Genomic DNA, 16,411 nt, shown 5'->3' with positions numbered 1-16,411 from the left:
TCGCGTTTTCCGCGACCGAACGTCTTGTTTACTCGGCCGCGTCGGGCAGCCGGACAGGGTTGTCGTCGAGCTTGGTGTTCTCCAGCTCGACATTGAGGCCGAGAGACCGCATTTCCTTGACGAGAACGTTGAAGCTCTCGGGGATGCCGGCCTCGAAAGTGTCGTCGCCACGCACGATCGCCTCGTAGACCTTGGTACGGCCGGCGACGTCGTCGGACTTCACCGTCAGCATTTCCTGCAGCGTGTAGGCGGCGCCGTATGCTTCGAGCGCCCAGACCTCCATTTCGCCGAAGCGCTGGCCACCGAACTGCGCCTTGCCGCCCAGCGGCTGCTGCGTGACGAGCGAGTACGGACCGATCGAACGCGCGTGGATCTTGTCGTCCACGAGATGGTGAAGCTTGAGCATGTAGATATAGCCCATCGTCACCTTGCGATCGAACGGCTCGCCCGTGCGTCCGTCATAGAGCTGCGACTGACCTGATGTGTGCAGGCCCGCCTGCTCCAGCATGATGTTGATGTCAGCCTCGTGCGCGCCGTCGAACACCGGGGTCGCGATCGAGACGCCGCGGCGCATCTGCTCGCTGAGGCGAACGATGCTCTCGTCGTCATAGTCGCGGACCGGCTCGTTGCGGTCGTTGGCAGGAATGAAGCTCTCGAGCGTCTTGCGCAGCGGCTTGATGTCGCCGGCTGCCTTGTACGTGTCGATCAGCTCGCCGATCTTCTTGCCCATGCCCGCGCATGCCCAGCCCAGATGCGTTTCCAGGATCTGGCCGACATTCATGCGGCTCGGCACACCCAGCGGGTTGAGCACGATATCGGCATGCGTGCCGTCCTCGAGGAAAGGCATGTCCTCGACCGGAACGATCCGCGACACAACACCCTTGTTGCCGTGACGGCCGGCCATCTTATCGCCGGGCTGCATCTTGCGCTTCACGGCCACGAAGACCTTGACCATCTTCATGACGCCCGGAGGCATTTCGTCGCCGCGCTGGACCTTCTCGACCTTGTCCATGAAACGCTGTTCGAGCGCCTTCTTGGAATCGTCGTACTGGCCACGCAGCGCCTCGAGTTCGCTCTGGAGCTTTTCGTTCTCCACGGCAAACTGCCACCACTGCGAACGCGGATACTCGTCGAGCGTATCCTTGGACAGCGTCGAGCCCTTTTTGAAGCCCTTCGGTCCAGCGATCGCTTCCTTGCCGACGAGCACGTCGGAAAGACGCGCATAGACGTTACGGTCCAGGATGGCCTGCTCGTCGTCGCGGTCCTTGGCGAGGCGTTCGATCTCCTCGCGCTCGATCGCCATGGCGCGCTCGTCCTTCTCCACACCGTGGCGATTGAAGACGCGCACCTCGACGACGGTGCCGAAAGTGCCCGGAGGCATGCGCATCGAGGTGTCGCGCACATCGGATGCCTTTTCGCCGAAGATGGCGCGCAGAAGCTTCTCTTCCGGCGTCATCGGGCTTTCGCCCTTCGGCGTGATCTTGCCGACCAGGATGTCGCCCGGCTGAACTTCCGCACCGATATAGACGATGCCGGCTTCGTCGAGGTTCTTCAGCGCTTCTTCCGAGACGTTCGGGATATCGCGCGTGATTTCCTCCGGCCCGAGCTTGGTATCGCGCGCCATGACCTCGAACTCCTCGATATGGATCGAGGTGAAGACGTCATCGGCGACGATGCGTTCGGACAGGAGGATCGAGTCCTCGTAGTTGTAGCCGTTCCACGGCATGAATGCGACCAGCACGTTACGGCCGAGCGCCAGATCACCGAGCTCGGTCGACGGACCGTCGGCGATAATGTCACCCTTGTTGACGAGGTCGCCCATGCGAACCAGCGGACGCTGGTTGATGCAGGTGTTCTGGTTCGAACGCTGGAACTTCATCAGCCGGTAGATGTCGACGCCGGACTTGCCCGGATCGAGATCTTCGGTGGCGCGGATAACGATACGCGTCGCGTCCACCTGGTCGACGATGCCGCCGCGGCGGGCGCCGATGGCGGCGCCCGAGTCACGGGCAACGATCGGCTCCATGCCGGTGCCGACGAACGGCGCTTCGGCGCGCACCAGCGGCACGGCCTGACGCTGCATGTTCGAGCCCATCAGAGCGCGGTTGGCGTCGTCGTTTTCCAGGAACGGGATCAGGGCCGCGGCCACCGACACCATCTGCTTGGGCGACACGTCCATCAGATCGACGTTTTCGCGCGGCGCCATCATCACTTCGCCGGCGCTGCGGCAAATGACGAATTCGTCGACGAAACCACCGTTCTTGTCGAGCTCGGCGTTGGCCTGCGCGACATGGTGCTTGGCCTCTTCCATCGCCGAGAGATAGACGACGTCATTGGTCAGCTTGCCGTCGACGATCTTGCGGTACGGGCTCTCGATGAAGCCGTACTTGTTGACGCGTGCGAAGGTGGCCAGCGAGTTGATCAGACCGATATTCGGGCCTTCCGGCGTCTCGATCGGGCAGATGCGGCCGTAATGCGTCGGGTGCACGTCGCGCACTTCGAAGCCGGCGCGCTCGCGGGTCAGACCGCCCGGTCCAAGCGCCGAGAGGCGGCGCTTGTGGGTGATCTCCGACAGCGGGTTGGTCTGATCCATGAACTGCGACAGCTGCGAGGAACCGAAGAACTCGCGCACGGCGGCAGCCGCCGGCTTGGCGTTGATCAGGTCCTGCGGCATGACCGTGTCGATCTCGATCGAGGACATACGCTCCTTGATCGCGCGCTCCATGCGCAGCAGGCCGACGCGGTACTGGTTTTCCATCAGCTCGCCGACCGAACGCACGCGGCGGTTGCCGAGATTGTCGATGTCGTCAATCTCGCCCTTGCCGTCGCGCAGTTCGACCAGCGTCCTGACCACGGCCAGGATGTCGTCCTTGCGCAGCACGCGCACGGTGTCCTCGGCCTTGAGCTCGAGGCGCATGTTCATCTTGACGCGGCCGACGGCCGACAGATCGTAGCGCTCACTGTCGAAGAACAGCGAGTTGAACATGGCTTCGGCGGTTTCGAGCGTCGGCGGCTCGCCGGGGCGCATGACACGATAGATGTCGAACAGCGCGTCCTGGCGGCTCTCGTTCTTGTCGACGTTGAGCGTGTTGCGGATATAGGCGCCGACATTGACGTGGTCGATGTCGAGAACCTTGATCTCGTCTTCGCCGGTGCCGAGCAGAACCTTCAGCGTCTTCTCGTCGATTTCGTCGCCGGCCTCGAGGAAGATCTCGCCGGTGGCGTAGTTGACGATGTCCTCGGCAAGGTAGTTGCCGAGCAGATCCTCGTCGGTCGCCTTGATCGCCTTCAGACCCTTTTCGCCAAGCGCCCGTGCCTGGCGTGCCGTGATCTTCTTGCCGGCTTCGACGACGACTTCGCCGGTATCGGCATCGACCAGGTCGCCGACGGCCTTGAGGCCGCGGAAACGCTCGACGTTGAACGGAATGCGCCAATGGTCGCCGGCGCGCTTGTAGGTGATCTTGTTGTAGAAGGTCGACAGGATCTCTTCGCCGTCCATGCCGAGCGCCATCAGCAGCGACGTCACCGGGATCTTGCGGCGGCGATCGATGCGGGCGTGCACGACGTCCTTGGAATCGAACTCGATGTCGAGCCACGAGCCGCGATAGGGGATGACGCGCGCGGCAAACAGAAGCTTGCCCGACGAGTGCGACTTGCCCTTGTCATGGTCGAAGAAAACGCCCGGCGAACGGTGCATCTGCGAGACGATGACGCGCTCAGTGCCGTTGACGATGAAGGTGCCGTTCAGCGTCATGAGCGGCATGTCGCCCATGTAGACGTCCTGCTCCTTGATGTCCTTGATGGACTTGGCGCCGGTATCCTCGTCGATATCGAACACGATGAGGCGCAGCGTCACCTTGAGCGGCGCAGCGTAGGTCAGGTCGCGCTGACGGCATTCGTCAACGTCGAATTTCGGTCCTTCGAACTCGTACTTCACGAACTCCAGCATCGAGGAGCCGGAAAAATCGGAGATCGGGAAGACCGACTTGAAAACGGCCTGCAGTCCCTCGTCCGGACGCCCACCCTTGGGCTCCGCCACCATCAGGAACTGGTCATAGGATGCCTTCTGAACCTCGATCAGGTTCGGCATCTCCGCAACTTCCGGAATCTTTCCGAAGAACTTGCGTACGCGTCTGCGGCCATTGAAAGTCTGGGTCTGGGCCATCGTCGCTCCTTAGCTCTAAACTCGGGACGAGCCTCGCCGCGGCTCGCCTTGCATGCTGGGCCACCTTGGCGGCAACCCTCTGTCTGTTTTCCCGGCGCCTGTCGGCGGCCGGCTAGAACGGGAGAAAACCCGTTTCCTGAAGGCCGGTTTTCGGCCCTCAGGAAAGAGGTTCTCGTAGATCTCGCGTTACGCGCACTCCCTTCGAGCGAAGGGAGTGGCGGACGGCGCGAGGCCGCCCGCCGCTTTTACGCTTACTTCAGTTCGACCTTGGCGCCGGCTGCTTCCAGCTGGGCCTTGAACTTGTCAGCGTCGGCCTTGGAAACGGCTTCCTTGACCGGCTTCGGAGCCGCTTCGACCAGATCCTTGGCTTCCTTGAGGCCAAGACCGGTGATGGCGCGGACTTCCTTGATGACGTTGATCTTCTGAGCGCCTGCCTCGGTGAGGACGACGTCGAATTCCGTCTTTTCCTCGACCGGAGCAGCAGCGGCCGCACCACCACCAGCGGCGGCAACAGCCACCGGAGCAGCGGCGGAAACGCCCCACTTTTCTTCCAGAAGCTTCGACAGCTCGGCCGCCTCGAGGACGGTCAGCTTCGAAAGGTCGTCTACGATCTTTGCGAGATCAGCCATTGTTGTGTTCCTTCATAAGGTTCGAACGTGTGTTTGTGATAGCGAGGAACGGCCTCATGCCGCCTCGTCCTTCCGGGCGTAAGCGCCGATGACGCGCGCGACCGAAGCCGCTGGCGCATTGACGATCTGGGCGATCCGGGTTGCCGGCGTGGCGATCATGCCAACCAGCCTGGCGCGCAGCTCATCGAGCGACGGAAGTGTGGCGAGTGCCTTCACACCGTCGGCATTGAGCGAGGTGGTGCCCATTGCGCCACCGAGAATGACGAGCTTGTCATTTCCCTTGGCGAAATCGGACGCGACCTTCGGCGCCGCAATCGGATCCTCCGAATAAGCAATCAGCGTCTGTCCCTTGAACAGCTCGATGATCGATGCGGAGTCCGTGCCCTGAAGAGCGATTTTGGCGAGACGGTTCTTCGCGACTTTGACGGTGCCACCGGCGGCGCGCATTTTCGACCGAAGGTCGTTCATTTGCGCGACGGTGATACCGGCGTAGTGGGCCACGACCACTGAACCTGCGTTCGAGAACGCACCGTTCAGGCCCGTGACGAGTTCGCGTTTTTCCGCTCTGTCCACTGCCTATCTCCAGTTGACCCCAATCCTGTTAACGGGAACATCCCATTGACGAGGACAGGCGTCGGGTTGCCTTTTGTCGGCCGGGCCATCCAGTAACGGATCTCCCGAACGACGCTCGAGGATCCTGCCCCCTTTCGCCACATCGACAGTCAAGCCGGCGATGCGCAGACAAAAGGCAAACACGGTTCGAACCTTTCATTGGAGCAATCGCTCCGTTGTCCGGTCTTCACCCGTCTCATGCAGGCCCAAATCGAATTAAGGCTTCTGGGCCGCCTGCAATCTCGGACAGGATGTCCGGAAGCCTTTCGACTTCCGGCACCGGGCCGCCAACTAGGTCGGAGGCCCGGAATTCACTTGCGGATCAGCCGCTTAGCGGCCGATCCAAATGTTCGTATCAGGACGCGTTGAGCGTCGCGACGTCGAGCTTGAGGCCCGGGCCCATCGTCGAGGTGACCGACACCTTCTTGACGTAGTTGCCCTTGGCGCCAGTCGGCTTTGCCTTGGTCACCGCATCGGCGAAGGCGCGGATGTTCTCTTCCAGCGCCTTGACGTCGAACGAGACCTTGCCGACGCCGGCATGGACGATGCCAGCCTTCTCGACACGGAACTCGACGGCGCCGCCCTTGGATGCCTTGACGGCGGCGGCAACGTCGGTGGTGACGGTGCCGACCTTCGGGTTCGGCATCATGCCGCGCGGGCCGAGCACTTTGCCCAGACGACCGACCAGCGGCATCATGTCCGGCGTGGCGATGCAGCGATCGAAATCGATCGTGCCCTTCTGGACGATGTCGACCAGATCCTCGGCACCAACGATGTCGGCGCCGGCGGCGCGCGCTTCGTCGGCCTTGTCGCCACGGGCGAACACGGCGACACGCACCGAGCGGCCGGTGCCGTTCGGCAGGTTGACCACGCCGCGGACCATCTGGTCGGCATGGCGCGGGTCGACGCCGAGGTTCATGGCGACTTCGATGGTCTCATCGAACTTCACCGAGGAACGGTCCTTGAGCAGCTTCAGCGCATCACCCAGGGCATAAGCCTTGTTGGGATCGATGCCTTCGCGGGTCTTCGATACACGCTTTGCAATCTTTGCCATGATCTTAGCCCACCACTTCCAGACCCATCGAGCGGGCGGAGCCCTCGACCATGCGCATGGCCGCCTCGACGTCGTTTGCGTTCAGGTCTTTCATCTTCGCGGTGGCGATCTCGCGGACCTTGTCACGCGAAACCGTACCGGCCTTGACCTTGCCCGGCTCCTTGGAACCGGACGTCAGGTTCGCTGCCTTCTTCAGGAAGTAGCTCACCGGCGCCGTCTTCATGACGAAGGTGAAGGACTTGTCCTGATAGTAGGTGATGACGACCGGAACCGGCGATCCCTTTTCCATTTCCTGGGTCTGCGCGTTGAACGCCTTGCAGAATTCCATGATGTTGATGCCACGCTGACCAAGCGCCGGGCCGATCGGGGGAGACGGCGTAGCCGATCCCGCTTTCACCTGGAGCTTGAGCTGGCCTGCAATTTTCTTAGCCATCTCTTTTCCTGCCTTTGTCTATGCCGGTCATGCCGGCGGTTGCAGTCTGGTGGTGCGATCCATGCGGCCGGCTAAAGCCGCATTCGTCTCCCACCGTTCTCAGGCCGCGCTTCCGCGCCGCCTCCCCTGATCGCCAAGCCGGCGTCAGGGATTTCGGATCAGCCCTTTTCGACCTGTCCGAATTCCAGATCGACCGGCACGGCGCGCCCGAAGATCGAAACTTCCACCTTGAGCCGCGCCCGCTCCTCGTCCACTTCCTGGACGAAACCGTTGAACGACGCGAAGGGACCATCCGAAACGCGGATCGCTTCGCCGATCTCGAACGTGACCGAGGGCTTGGGCCGCTCGACGCCTTCCTGCACCTGGTTCAGGATGCGCTGCGCTTCCGCCTCGGTGATCGGCACCGGCTTGGAGTCACCCAGGAAGCCGGTGACCTTCGGTGTATTCTTGACCAGCGAGAACACGGCGTCGGTCAAATTGGCCTTCAGCAGCACATAGCCCGGGAAGAACTTGCGCTCGGCATCGACCTTGCGGCCGCGGCGAACTTCGACGACCTTCTCGGTCGGAACCACGATCTGGTGGATGTCGGCGGACAGGCCCTTCTGCTTGGCCTTGTTCTCGATATCCTCGGCGACCTTCTTTTCAAAGTTCGAATAGGCGTGGACGATGTACCAGCGCGCGGTCATTTCAAGACTTCTCCGTAATCGCCGGACTTAGCGTCCGATGCCCAGAATCTGTTCGACCGCAAGGCCCATGAGCTGATCGGCGGTGAAGAAAAAGATCATCGCGATCACTGCGAAGGCCAGAACCATCACCGTCGAGATCATCGTTTCGCGCCGCGACGGCCAAGTCACCTTGGCGGTCTCCGCGCGGACCTGCTGGAGAAAGACGAAAGGATTTGTGGTTTTCGAAGCCATATGCCGCTCTGTCTTCAAGACCCGTTGGCCGGGTCTCCTGGATGATCCCGCTGGCCGGGACGTACCGCCTGAGCGAATTTCGCGCCGAATCCGCGCAATCATTTCGCCCATGCAAATCAGACGCGTAAAGCCGGTTTCCCAGCTCCACGCGTCGCGTGTCTGTTTCGTCTACATAAAACCGATTCTTGATCCACGCAAGTGGCAAGTCTCCGCTTTATGACCAAACACCGCCTCGGAACCATCCAGTCGTTCCGTCCCGGCTATGGCGCTCTTATGCCCCAATCGGCCTTATATGGCAAGCGGGTCGCCGATTTTCAAAGGCCAGACCGCAGAAATGTCGCTGATGGCCACACGAAACAATTCCGAAAGCCTAAGCAAAGCGGCTTGGGCGGAACTTCGCAAGCAGCGGGTGTTCAATGCCGGTGACTATCTCTCCGGCAAGCAGTTCGCCGGCAATCAGGCCGAGCGTGGCGCCGCTGTGGCTGAAGGCGACGTAGTATCCCTGGATATCTTTCAACAAGCCGAAGACCGGCTCGCCGTCGCCCGGAATCGGCTTGGGGCCGACACCATAACTCTCCAATTCCAGCTTTGGATGCCCCTCGAGGACCTTCGCGGCTTGTTCAAGAAGTCCATCAATCGTCGAGCCCTTCACCCCATAGGTGCCGTCTGCATTGATGATCACCTCTTCTTCCGACCAGGCGGAATCGAGCGCGAGGGCTCCGTCCGGCGTCGGGCGGATGGCGACGCGCGGCGTGTTGAGCACGGCCCGAAGAGCCAAATCGACCGGCTTGGTCCTGACCAGCAGCGCGATCGGCGTCCCATCCTCGATATGGTGGCCTGTGGCCGCAACCATTCGCGGCACATCACTGCCGGTCGCCAGGAGGACTGCATCGGCAGGAAAGTCGATGCCGCTGGTCGTGGTGGCGCCAGTGGCACGACCATCGACAACCGTGACCGTGGCCCTGCCGGCATCGGTGACCAGTCGCCCGCCGCGCTCCACGAACTCCGCAATTAATGCATCGATCAGCGATGGCAGGTCGACCCAGCCTTCTCCTGGGTTGAAAATGGCCCCCTGCGGCGTGACGGCGCCTGCGGCAACGCCTGGTGTGACCGCCGCTATGGCGGCTGCTGACAGGTGCTGTGCGTCATAGCCGAGATCCTTTTCATGGGCGAAGACATCAGCAATCTGGTTCGAGGCGTCGTCCTCATCCCATGTCAGGCCGCCATCGAAACGCAGCCACGCAGCATCCGGATATCTCGCCGACAACGTCCGGTAGCGGTCGATACCGATCATGCGCAAGCGATGATACTCAGCCGACCGCTTGCGCGCTGAATTGAGCCAGGAGAGCGAGCGGCCCGACGCCCCCTTGGCAAGCGGTCCATCGTTGACGAGGATCGTTTCGATGCCAAGCCGCGCGAGATGAACGGCTGTGGAGACACCGAAAATGCCGCCTCCGACAACGACGACCTTCGAGACCGGATGCGATGTAACCATGAGATGTTCTTTCACTGTGTAGAGAGTGGATTGAGCGACCGAAGGCGTTTCCACGCATCTCGGCCAGATGGCGATGCGGATCACAGCACTTCGGCGAGGAAGTGCTTCAAGCGCGCGCTTTTGGGAGTGTCGAAGATCGCAGCCGGCGTGCCGGCCTCGATGACACGGCCCTCATCCATGAAGATGACCTGATCGGCGACCTTGCGGGCAAAACCCATTTCATGGGTCACCACGACCATTGTCATGCCACGTCGGCCGAGGTCAGCCATCAGGTTCAGAACGCCCTTCACCAGTTCTGGATCGAGAGCGCTCGTCACCTCGTCGAACAGGATCACCTCCGGGTCCATTGCCAGTGCACGGGCGATTGCCACCCGCTGCTGCTGGCCACCGGAAAGACTGCCGGGACGATGGTGTTTGCGTGCGGCAAGGCCAACATCGGCGAGGCGCGCCTCGGCGATGCGCTCGGCTTCCCGCACCGGAAGGCCCTTGACCTTGGTCAGCGACAACATGACGTTTTCCAGGGCTGTGTGGTCGGGAAACAGGTTGAACTGCTGGAACACCATGCCGACACGCCGGCGCAGCTTTTCGGGCTTCATCGCCAGGATGCTCGCGCCATCGAGCAGCACGTCACCGCCCTTGGGCTCGACCAGGCGGTTAAGGCAGCGCAGCAAGGTCGACTTGCCCGACCCTGACGGACCGATGACGCAGGTGACCGTGCCCGGCTTGACCGTCAGGCTGACGCCCTTCAGGACATCGAGATCGCCATAGGCCATGTCGAGATTGGTGACGGCGAGACTACCACCCTTGAAGCGTGAAAGCGCCGAGCTGTCTTCAGGGCTGGCCTCGGAGAGCGGGCTGCCGACGGCGCTCTCCAGTTCGCTCACCTCGGCAAGGCCGCTGGTGACGAGGCCTGCCTTTTGCTTTCCGACCCGCAGCGAGTTGTCGATGTAATTAACCACGTGGGTCAACGGCACGGTGATCACGAGATAGAACACGCCGGCCAGCAGCAATGGCGACAGGTTTCCGGTGACCACCGCCTGGTCCTGACCAACGCGGAAAATCTCGCGCTCCGATGCGAGCAGACCGAGGAAGTAGACGAGGCTCGAATCCTTGACGTTGCCGATGAACTGGTTGACCAGCGCCGGCAGGACGCGGCGGATGCCCTGCGGGATGACGATCAGGCGCATGCCCTGCCCGTAGCTCATGCTGAGCGCCCGGCAGGCTTCCATTTGCCCACGCTCGACGCTCTGGATGCCCGAGCGGAAGATTTCGCCGATATAGGCGCCGGCGATCAGGCTGAGGGCCAGAATGCCGAGCGGAAAGGGCGAAGGCCCAAAGATTTCACGGCCGATGCGCGCAAAGCCCTGGCCGATCAGAAGGATCGTGACGATCGCCGGAAGGCCACGGAAAATGTCCGTGTAGACCCGGGCCGGAATGCGCAGCCAGCGCGATTGCGAGATGCCCATGACCGCCAGGATCATGCCGAGCACGACACCCAGCACCGTGGATGCGGCCGCGAGGATCAAGGTGTTCTTCAATCCGATGGTGATCATGCTTGGCAGCACGTCCGCCATGGCTTGCCAGTCAAGGAAACTGCGCCGCAAGTTTTCAAGCCAGTTCATTCGGCCCCCTTTCGGTTGCGCTGTCCGCATCGTCCGACATCAAACGCGGCAGCGCGTGGTCCGGCCGCCGGCGCAAAAGCCGGCGGCCGGGTGCGGTTACTTCTTGGGGAGGTATTGATCGGGCATCGGCGAGCCTGGGAACCACTTCTCATAAAGCGTCTTCCAGGTGCCGTCCTGCATGGCCGCATGCAGGGCGGTGTTCAGCGCATCGCGAAGCTTGTCGTTGCCCTTGCGCAAGACGAAGCCTGCCGGCGCGTCGAAGGACGGGATGTTAACCGCGATCTTCAAGTCCGGATAACGAACGCCATAGTCCTTGGCTGCCTCGTAATCGAGGAAATGAGCGTCGACCGTGCCATTGTTGAGCGCCGAGACGGCCGAATTGTTGTCAGGAAATTTGACGAGATCCGTCCCGACAAAATTCTTTGCTGCATAGATTTCCTGCAGCGTTCCCTGCACGACGCCGAGGCGCTTGCCCTTGAGCCCCTCCGCCGAAGTGATCGCCTTGTCTGACGTAAGCACGGAGAGATAGCCTGCAAGATACCCGTCGGAAAAGTCGACGGTCTTCTTGCGCGCTTCCGTCGTGCCGATTGCCGCGACCGCGACATCGAAGCGCTCGTTGGCAACCGAAGGCATCAGCGCCGAGAATTCCTGACCGGTGAAGATCACCTGGTCCGGCTTGAAGCCAAGGCGGCTCGCGACGTTGCGGAACAATTCGATGTCGAACCCGGTGAATGTGCCGTCCGCTTGGGTGAAAGCGTAGGGCTTGGCATCACCCATGGTACCAACGCTGATGACTTTCGCATCAATAAGACCATAGGGATTGTCATCCGCGGCGGCTGCTCCGGAAACAAAACCCGCGCCGATGCACACAGCCATAAGAGCCATTGCGCCGGCCCGGACCGGTGACATCAACGACTTGAGAATTCCTATCCTGCTCATGTCTTCTCTCCACTCTGAAGGTCTGTTCTTCTTGGCATTGACGTCGAGCCGGCAATCCCACGCTGACATCGCCCGCCGCCGCGACCGCGGCATGCGCCTCTCGGCTCGCAATCTTCTAAAAGAGACCGGTCTCTTATTGATTGAGACCGGTCTCTTTGATAATCGTTATCGCCAGATTGACCTTCCGTCAACAACTCTTGTAGTCGTTCATCCAATGAAAAGAACCGCACCCAAGACCCAGTCGATAACGGTCAGCGATGTCGCCCGAGTGGCCAATGTGTCCAAAGCGACGGCCGCGCGCGTACTCGGCGGATACGGTGTCGTCAGCGACACGATCCGCGCCAATGTCATGGCCGCCGCCAAGGCCCTTGACTACCGTCCGAACGAACTGGCCCGAAGCATGACGACCGGCAGGTCCGGCATCATCGGCGTGGTGGTCGGAGACATCGAAAACCCGTTCTTCAGCCTTGCGGTGCGTGGAATCAGCGACGCGGCAAGGGCGGCTGGCTTCAACGTCATCCTGGCCAACTCCGGCGAGCGGATCGAGGCGGAAAGGGCAGCTGTGCGGCTGTTGATCGGCAAGCGCGTCGACGGACTGATCGTCACGCCGTCGGAATCGCGTGACATCTCACACCTGCGCGACATCCACCGTTCAGGCCGGCCGCTTGCCCTGCTTGACCGGGCGCTGCCTGATCTCGATGTCGACACGGTTACGGTTGACGATCGAGACATCGCCATGCGGGCGACCCGTATCCTTGTCGACGCCGGCCACAGCAAAATCGCCTATGTGACCGCGGTTGACGCCGAAGGCAATGAGTATCGCGACCTCGGGCAAATCTACACATCCTCGGTCCGTGAGCGCATCGACGGCTTTCTCAAGGTGTGCCGGGACGCCGGAATTGATCGACCGGAACGTCATATTTGCCTTGGCGCGACAAGCCCCGACGAGACGCGAAAGCTCGCCGACAAACTGCTGTCCGGGCCAGATCGACCGACCGCAATCCTTGCCTCCGACAGTCTCATAGCCTTGGAGATCTTCAAGGTCATGCGCCAGCGCGGGCTGCGCATTCCACAAGACATCTCGCTCATCACTTTCCATGACGCGGACTGGACGAGCGTCACGACCCCGCCCATCACCGTCGTCGACCAGCCCGTCTATGCGCTGGGCAAAAGCGTCGCGGAACTGCTCATCCGCCGCTTGAAGGGCGAAGCACGGCCAACTGAAAGGCTCATTCTGCCGACCACAATCATCGAACGCGGATCCGTTGGTCCGCCTGCTGCCTACAAGCTGTAGATTCTCAAAGCCGAGCGGTCCAAAGCATAGCATGGAAACCTATGCCCGAGCGTCGGATGGTTTGTATTCTGCGCCCGCATCCTTCGGACCAAAGGAGCAAATCTCGACTCGAGCCAAGCCAGCTTCCTTGGTGCCAACTACCTTTGTGGAACCTCGAGCAGCGCCAAACCAGGCTGTCGTTAGGGTGAAGTTGCCCACCAGAATCGTGTGATTTTGCGCCACCGTCGGACGCTGCCCGCGGACGTGCATGTCCGTGCAATAGATGTGCAGGAGTCGTTTTGGCTTCTCAACCGAGCAGCGCTATTTCTAAGTGCCTGATTTCCCTTTGGAAATGGCACGGGCAGCAGGGCTCGAACCTACGACCTGCGGTTTTGGAGACCGCCGCTCTACCAACTGAGCTATGCCCGTACGTGCGCATGTCGGCGCAGCAGGCGCTTCCTAAAAGTTTCCGCACGCTCTGTAAAGGGTGGTTTGCAAGCAAACGTACCTTCACCCCCCTGCGCCAGAAATCGGGACAGCTGACGACCAGCTCGTTCGGCGAGAGGTTACTTTGTTTTCAGCGGCCGATAGGGGCCGCCCGGCACGCCCCAGCCCCAGGCCGGCATCGGCTCCGTCTGCGGATCGCAGGTCTGGCCGAGATTGGAGTTCATCTTGGCCAGGCGCGATCCCCATTCGACATAGCCCATGAAGGCCGAACGGAATTCCGGATCGTCAGGCAGGCCGACCGCGTCGGCTGCATCGGCCAGGAGGCTGATCCAGCGGCGGCGCTGCTCCTCGCTCAGATGCTTGCCCAGATGGTGCATGACCATCTCGCGGTGGCCACCGAACTGCTCGCCGTAGGTCTTCGGTCCGCCGAAAACCTCGCCGATGAAGGCCGCGACATGGGTGGGGTGATCCGGCGACATGGTCTTGAACACCGGTCCGACGATCGGGTCCTGCGCCACCGTGTCATAGAAAGTCTGGGTTAGCCGGTTCAGGGCCTCGCTGCCGCCGGCCCATTCGTAGAGTGTAGGGATATCCTGGCTCATTCTCGATCCTCCGCCTGCCTGGCGCCGCCAGCGGCGACGATAGCGGAACAATCGGAAGTGTCTCAACCTGCCTCGATGGCCAGTTCCGGCTTCGCCGCGCACTACAATTTGGCCGGCGCGTCAGCCTCGGCATTGGCGGAAGGCCGGATCCGGCAATTCTCGGGTCGTGGCACTGCCTCGCAAATGGTGGCGCCGGTCAGCGCGTCGACCGATTGCAGGCTCGTCGTCAGTCCGACCTTCAGCATCATGCCGGGTTCCAGCCGGCGCTCGACCGAGCGCCGCTCGATCGCCGCGAACAGGGCGGGACCGATCGCCATCTCCTCGAGATAGGCCTTGACCATCTGCTTTTGCCCCATCGGGTAGAGGCTAAGTCGCGCCTGGGGACCGACAAGCCGCTTGATGCCGCCGGCAAGCATCAGCGCGCAGGCCGAATCGCACTTCACGCCCGCATCGATGCTCAGCCCGGCATAGGCGCCCTCTTTGGCCAGGCAATTCCACGCGCCTGGGTCACAGCCGACGAAATCGGTGCGGCCAACCGCGACGTCGAGCTTCCGTTCATGGATAAGCCGTCCCGCCGCCAGGGCGCTGAACAGGTCGCCTCCCCTCGAACTGATCACGACAGGCAGTTGCCGTTTGCCGAGCGTGGCGAGCAATTGGCGCAGCTTCTGCGAGGTCTGGGGGGTGATCGCGCCTTCCGCCGAGATCCATTCCGGGCAGTCTGGATTGCAGAGCGGATTGGTGCCGCGAACGACAACGAAGCGCATGTCTTCATCGCGCCGCGCCGGCTCGGCTTCGATCGCTGGCGGAGCAGGCTTGGCCGCGGTCGCCGTCAGGCCATCAGGCTTGTTCCCCGGCATTTCCCGGCAATTCGTGGCCAGGCGACCGGGCTCGCACAGGCTTGCCGCGGTCAACAGGCCTACAGCGTCCGTGCTGGTGACCAGCTTCATCGCCAGCATGTCGTCGAGGGCGATCTGGTGGATTTCGCTGGCCGGCGTGCCCTTCATCGTTTCGAGCATGCCTTGTTCGATGCCCATCTGGTTGAGATAGGCCGCCAGCTTTTTCTCCACCGGCTTGCTCATCTCGTAGGTCTTGTAGCTTCCGGCGTTCTTGCGGCTGACGATCTTTGTGTTGAGGATCTTCTTCTTGCCCCCCACGATGCGGTAGGTGGTGCGGTATTGCAATTTCGTGCGGATGTAGGTCGTGGTGATCTGATGGACGCCGAGATAGGCCCATTCGCCGGCCACCCGCCTGATACCGCCGGCAAACATCAACGGACAGGCGGAGTTGCACATGGCGCCATAGTCGATGACATCGCCGAAGTAGCGGGCGTCACGGTCCTGGCACCCCTTCGCATCGGGCTGGCAGCTGGAAAACACCGTCTTGCCGATGGCGATATCGAGCTTGTTCTTGCGGATCAGCCGGCCAAGCGTCAGCGCCGCTTCGACATTGCCGCCGGGAGAATCCACGACAACAGGCAGTTTCCGCCCGCCAAGCGTCTTCAGCATGCGTTTGAAGAGTGCCGGCGTGCCGGCTTCTATGGAGCCCTCGGCCGAGATCCATTCCGGGCAGATCGGCTCGCACCCCGGTGCGTTGCTGCGGACAATGCCGAACCGCATCGTCGGCCCAAGATCCGGCGCCGAATCCGCCGCAAAGGCTACCGGGCCCGGGGCAAGCAATGCCAGCAGGCAGATCAAGGCCAGCGACCACAATGCCCGACAACGGTGAAGGCGCCCTGAAACCATTCTGCAAAAAGCCCCTTGATGCAACCTATACTAGACGAGGTCCAAAGGCTTGCAACAGGGTTCGAGCGACGGGCGGCAGCCGATAGCCGGGCAAACAAAAAAGGGCGGCCCGAAGACCGCCCTGTTCTTGTCGATCCGGTGAATGCCGGGCTCGATTATTCCTTGATGGTGACGACGATGCCGGCACCGACGGTGCGGCCGCCTTCACGGATAGCGAAGCGCAGCTTCTCTTCCATGGCGATCGGCACGATCAGCTCGACATCGACCGTGATGTTGTCGCCCGGCATCACCATTTCGGTGCCTTCCGGCAGCGATACGATGCCGGTCACGTCGGTCGTGCGGAAGTAGAACTGCGGACGGTAGTTGGTGAAGAACGGCGTGTGACGGCCACCTTCGTCCTTGGTCAGGATGTAGGCTTCGGCCACGAACTTCTTGTGCGGCTTCACCGTGCCCGGCTTGGCCAGAACCTGGCCGCGCTCGA

Annotated in this window: 13 protein-coding genes, 1 tRNA gene and 1 pseudogene; 1 reads left to right on the top strand and 14 read right to left on the bottom strand. The window is 61.8% G+C overall.

The window, feature by feature from the left end:
- Positions 1 to 28: 28 nt before the first annotated feature.
- The 10 genes from rpoB to MESCI2_RS0124650 form a co-directional block, all read right to left on the bottom strand.
- Positions 29 to 4,165 (bottom strand): DNA-directed RNA polymerase subunit beta, encoded by a 4,137-nt coding sequence (gene rpoB, locus MESCI2_RS0124695; protein ID WP_027038854.1) that lies wholly within the window; start codon positions 4,163 to 4,165, stop codon positions 29 to 31.
- A gap of 251 nt (positions 4,166 to 4,416) precedes the next feature.
- Positions 4,417 to 4,794, bottom strand: coding sequence for a 50S ribosomal protein L7/L12 (rplL, locus tag MESCI2_RS0124690; protein ID WP_027038853.1), 378 nt, complete (start codon positions 4,792 to 4,794; stop codon positions 4,417 to 4,419).
- 54 nt (positions 4,795 to 4,848) lie between these two features.
- Positions 4,849 to 5,367: a 50S ribosomal protein L10 gene (gene rplJ / locus MESCI2_RS0124685; RefSeq protein ID WP_013531412.1), complete on the bottom strand. Its 519-nt coding sequence runs from the start codon at positions 5,365 to 5,367 to the stop codon at positions 4,849 to 4,851.
- 394 nt (positions 5,368 to 5,761) lie between these two features.
- Positions 5,762 to 6,460 carry a 50S ribosomal protein L1 gene (gene rplA, locus MESCI2_RS0124680; RefSeq protein ID WP_013531411.1) on the bottom strand — a complete coding sequence of 233 codons (699 nt, stop codon included), beginning with the start codon at positions 6,458 to 6,460 and terminating at the stop codon, positions 5,762 to 5,764.
- A gap of 4 nt (positions 6,461 to 6,464) precedes the next feature.
- A complete protein-coding gene (rplK, locus tag MESCI2_RS0124675; protein WP_013531410.1) occupies positions 6,465 to 6,893 on the bottom strand; it encodes a 50S ribosomal protein L11 in 429 nt (142 codons plus the stop codon).
- A 158-nt stretch (positions 6,894 to 7,051) separates the two neighbouring features.
- A complete protein-coding gene (nusG, locus tag MESCI2_RS0124670) occupies positions 7,052 to 7,579 on the bottom strand; it encodes a transcription termination/antitermination protein NusG (RefSeq protein WP_013531409.1) in 528 nt (175 codons plus the stop codon).
- 27 nt (positions 7,580 to 7,606) lie between these two features.
- Positions 7,607 to 7,810 (bottom strand): preprotein translocase subunit SecE, encoded by a 204-nt coding sequence (gene secE / locus MESCI2_RS0124665; protein ID WP_013531408.1) that lies wholly within the window; start codon positions 7,808 to 7,810, stop codon positions 7,607 to 7,609.
- A 370-nt stretch (positions 7,811 to 8,180) separates the two neighbouring features.
- Positions 8,181 to 9,305: an NAD(P)/FAD-dependent oxidoreductase gene (locus MESCI2_RS0124660; protein WP_027038852.1), complete on the bottom strand. Its 1,125-nt coding sequence runs from the start codon at positions 9,303 to 9,305 to the stop codon at positions 8,181 to 8,183.
- Positions 9,306 to 9,385: 80 nt separating this feature from the next.
- Positions 9,386 to 10,927: an amino acid ABC transporter permease/ATP-binding protein gene (locus tag MESCI2_RS1000000139175; protein WP_023814286.1), complete on the bottom strand. Its 1,542-nt coding sequence runs from the start codon at positions 10,925 to 10,927 to the stop codon at positions 9,386 to 9,388.
- Positions 10,928 to 11,023: 96 nt separating this feature from the next.
- A complete protein-coding gene (locus MESCI2_RS0124650; RefSeq protein WP_027038851.1) occupies positions 11,024 to 11,866 on the bottom strand; it encodes an ABC transporter substrate-binding protein in 843 nt (280 codons plus the stop codon).
- 214 nt (positions 11,867 to 12,080) lie between these two features.
- Here MESCI2_RS0124650 and MESCI2_RS0124645 point away from each other — a divergent pair, with 214 nt between their 5' ends.
- Positions 12,081 to 13,160 carry a LacI family DNA-binding transcriptional regulator gene (locus tag MESCI2_RS0124645; protein WP_027038850.1) on the top strand — a complete coding sequence of 360 codons (1,080 nt, stop codon included), beginning with the start codon at positions 12,081 to 12,083 and terminating at the stop codon, positions 13,158 to 13,160.
- Between the two features lie 332 nt (positions 13,161 to 13,492).
- Here MESCI2_RS0124645 and MESCI2_RS0124640 read toward each other — a convergent pair.
- The 4 genes and pseudogenes from MESCI2_RS0124640 to tuf form a co-directional block, all read right to left on the bottom strand.
- Positions 13,493 to 13,568 (bottom strand) — tRNA-Trp (locus tag MESCI2_RS0124640).
- Positions 13,569 to 13,705: 137 nt separating this feature from the next.
- Positions 13,706 to 14,188 carry a group II truncated hemoglobin gene (locus tag MESCI2_RS0124635; protein WP_027038849.1) on the bottom strand — a complete coding sequence of 161 codons (483 nt, stop codon included), beginning with the start codon at positions 14,186 to 14,188 and terminating at the stop codon, positions 13,706 to 13,708.
- Positions 14,189 to 14,289: 101 nt separating this feature from the next.
- Entirely contained in the window at positions 14,290 to 15,930 is a 1,641-nt protein-coding gene (locus MESCI2_RS0124630; RefSeq protein WP_027038848.1) for a hypothetical protein, read from the bottom strand.
- Between the two features lie 155 nt (positions 15,931 to 16,085).
- Positions 16,086 to 16,411 (bottom strand): annotated as a pseudogene (gene tuf / locus MESCI2_RS01000000135455) (elongation factor Tu); the annotation flags it as partial.

It is taken from the genome of Mesorhizobium ciceri WSM4083 (assembly GCF_000519305.1).
GTDB lineage: Bacteria > Pseudomonadota > Alphaproteobacteria > Rhizobiales > Rhizobiaceae > Mesorhizobium > Mesorhizobium ciceri_B.
Note: the sequence above shows the minus strand (reverse complement) of the source record. Positions and strands in the feature narration are given on the sequence as shown.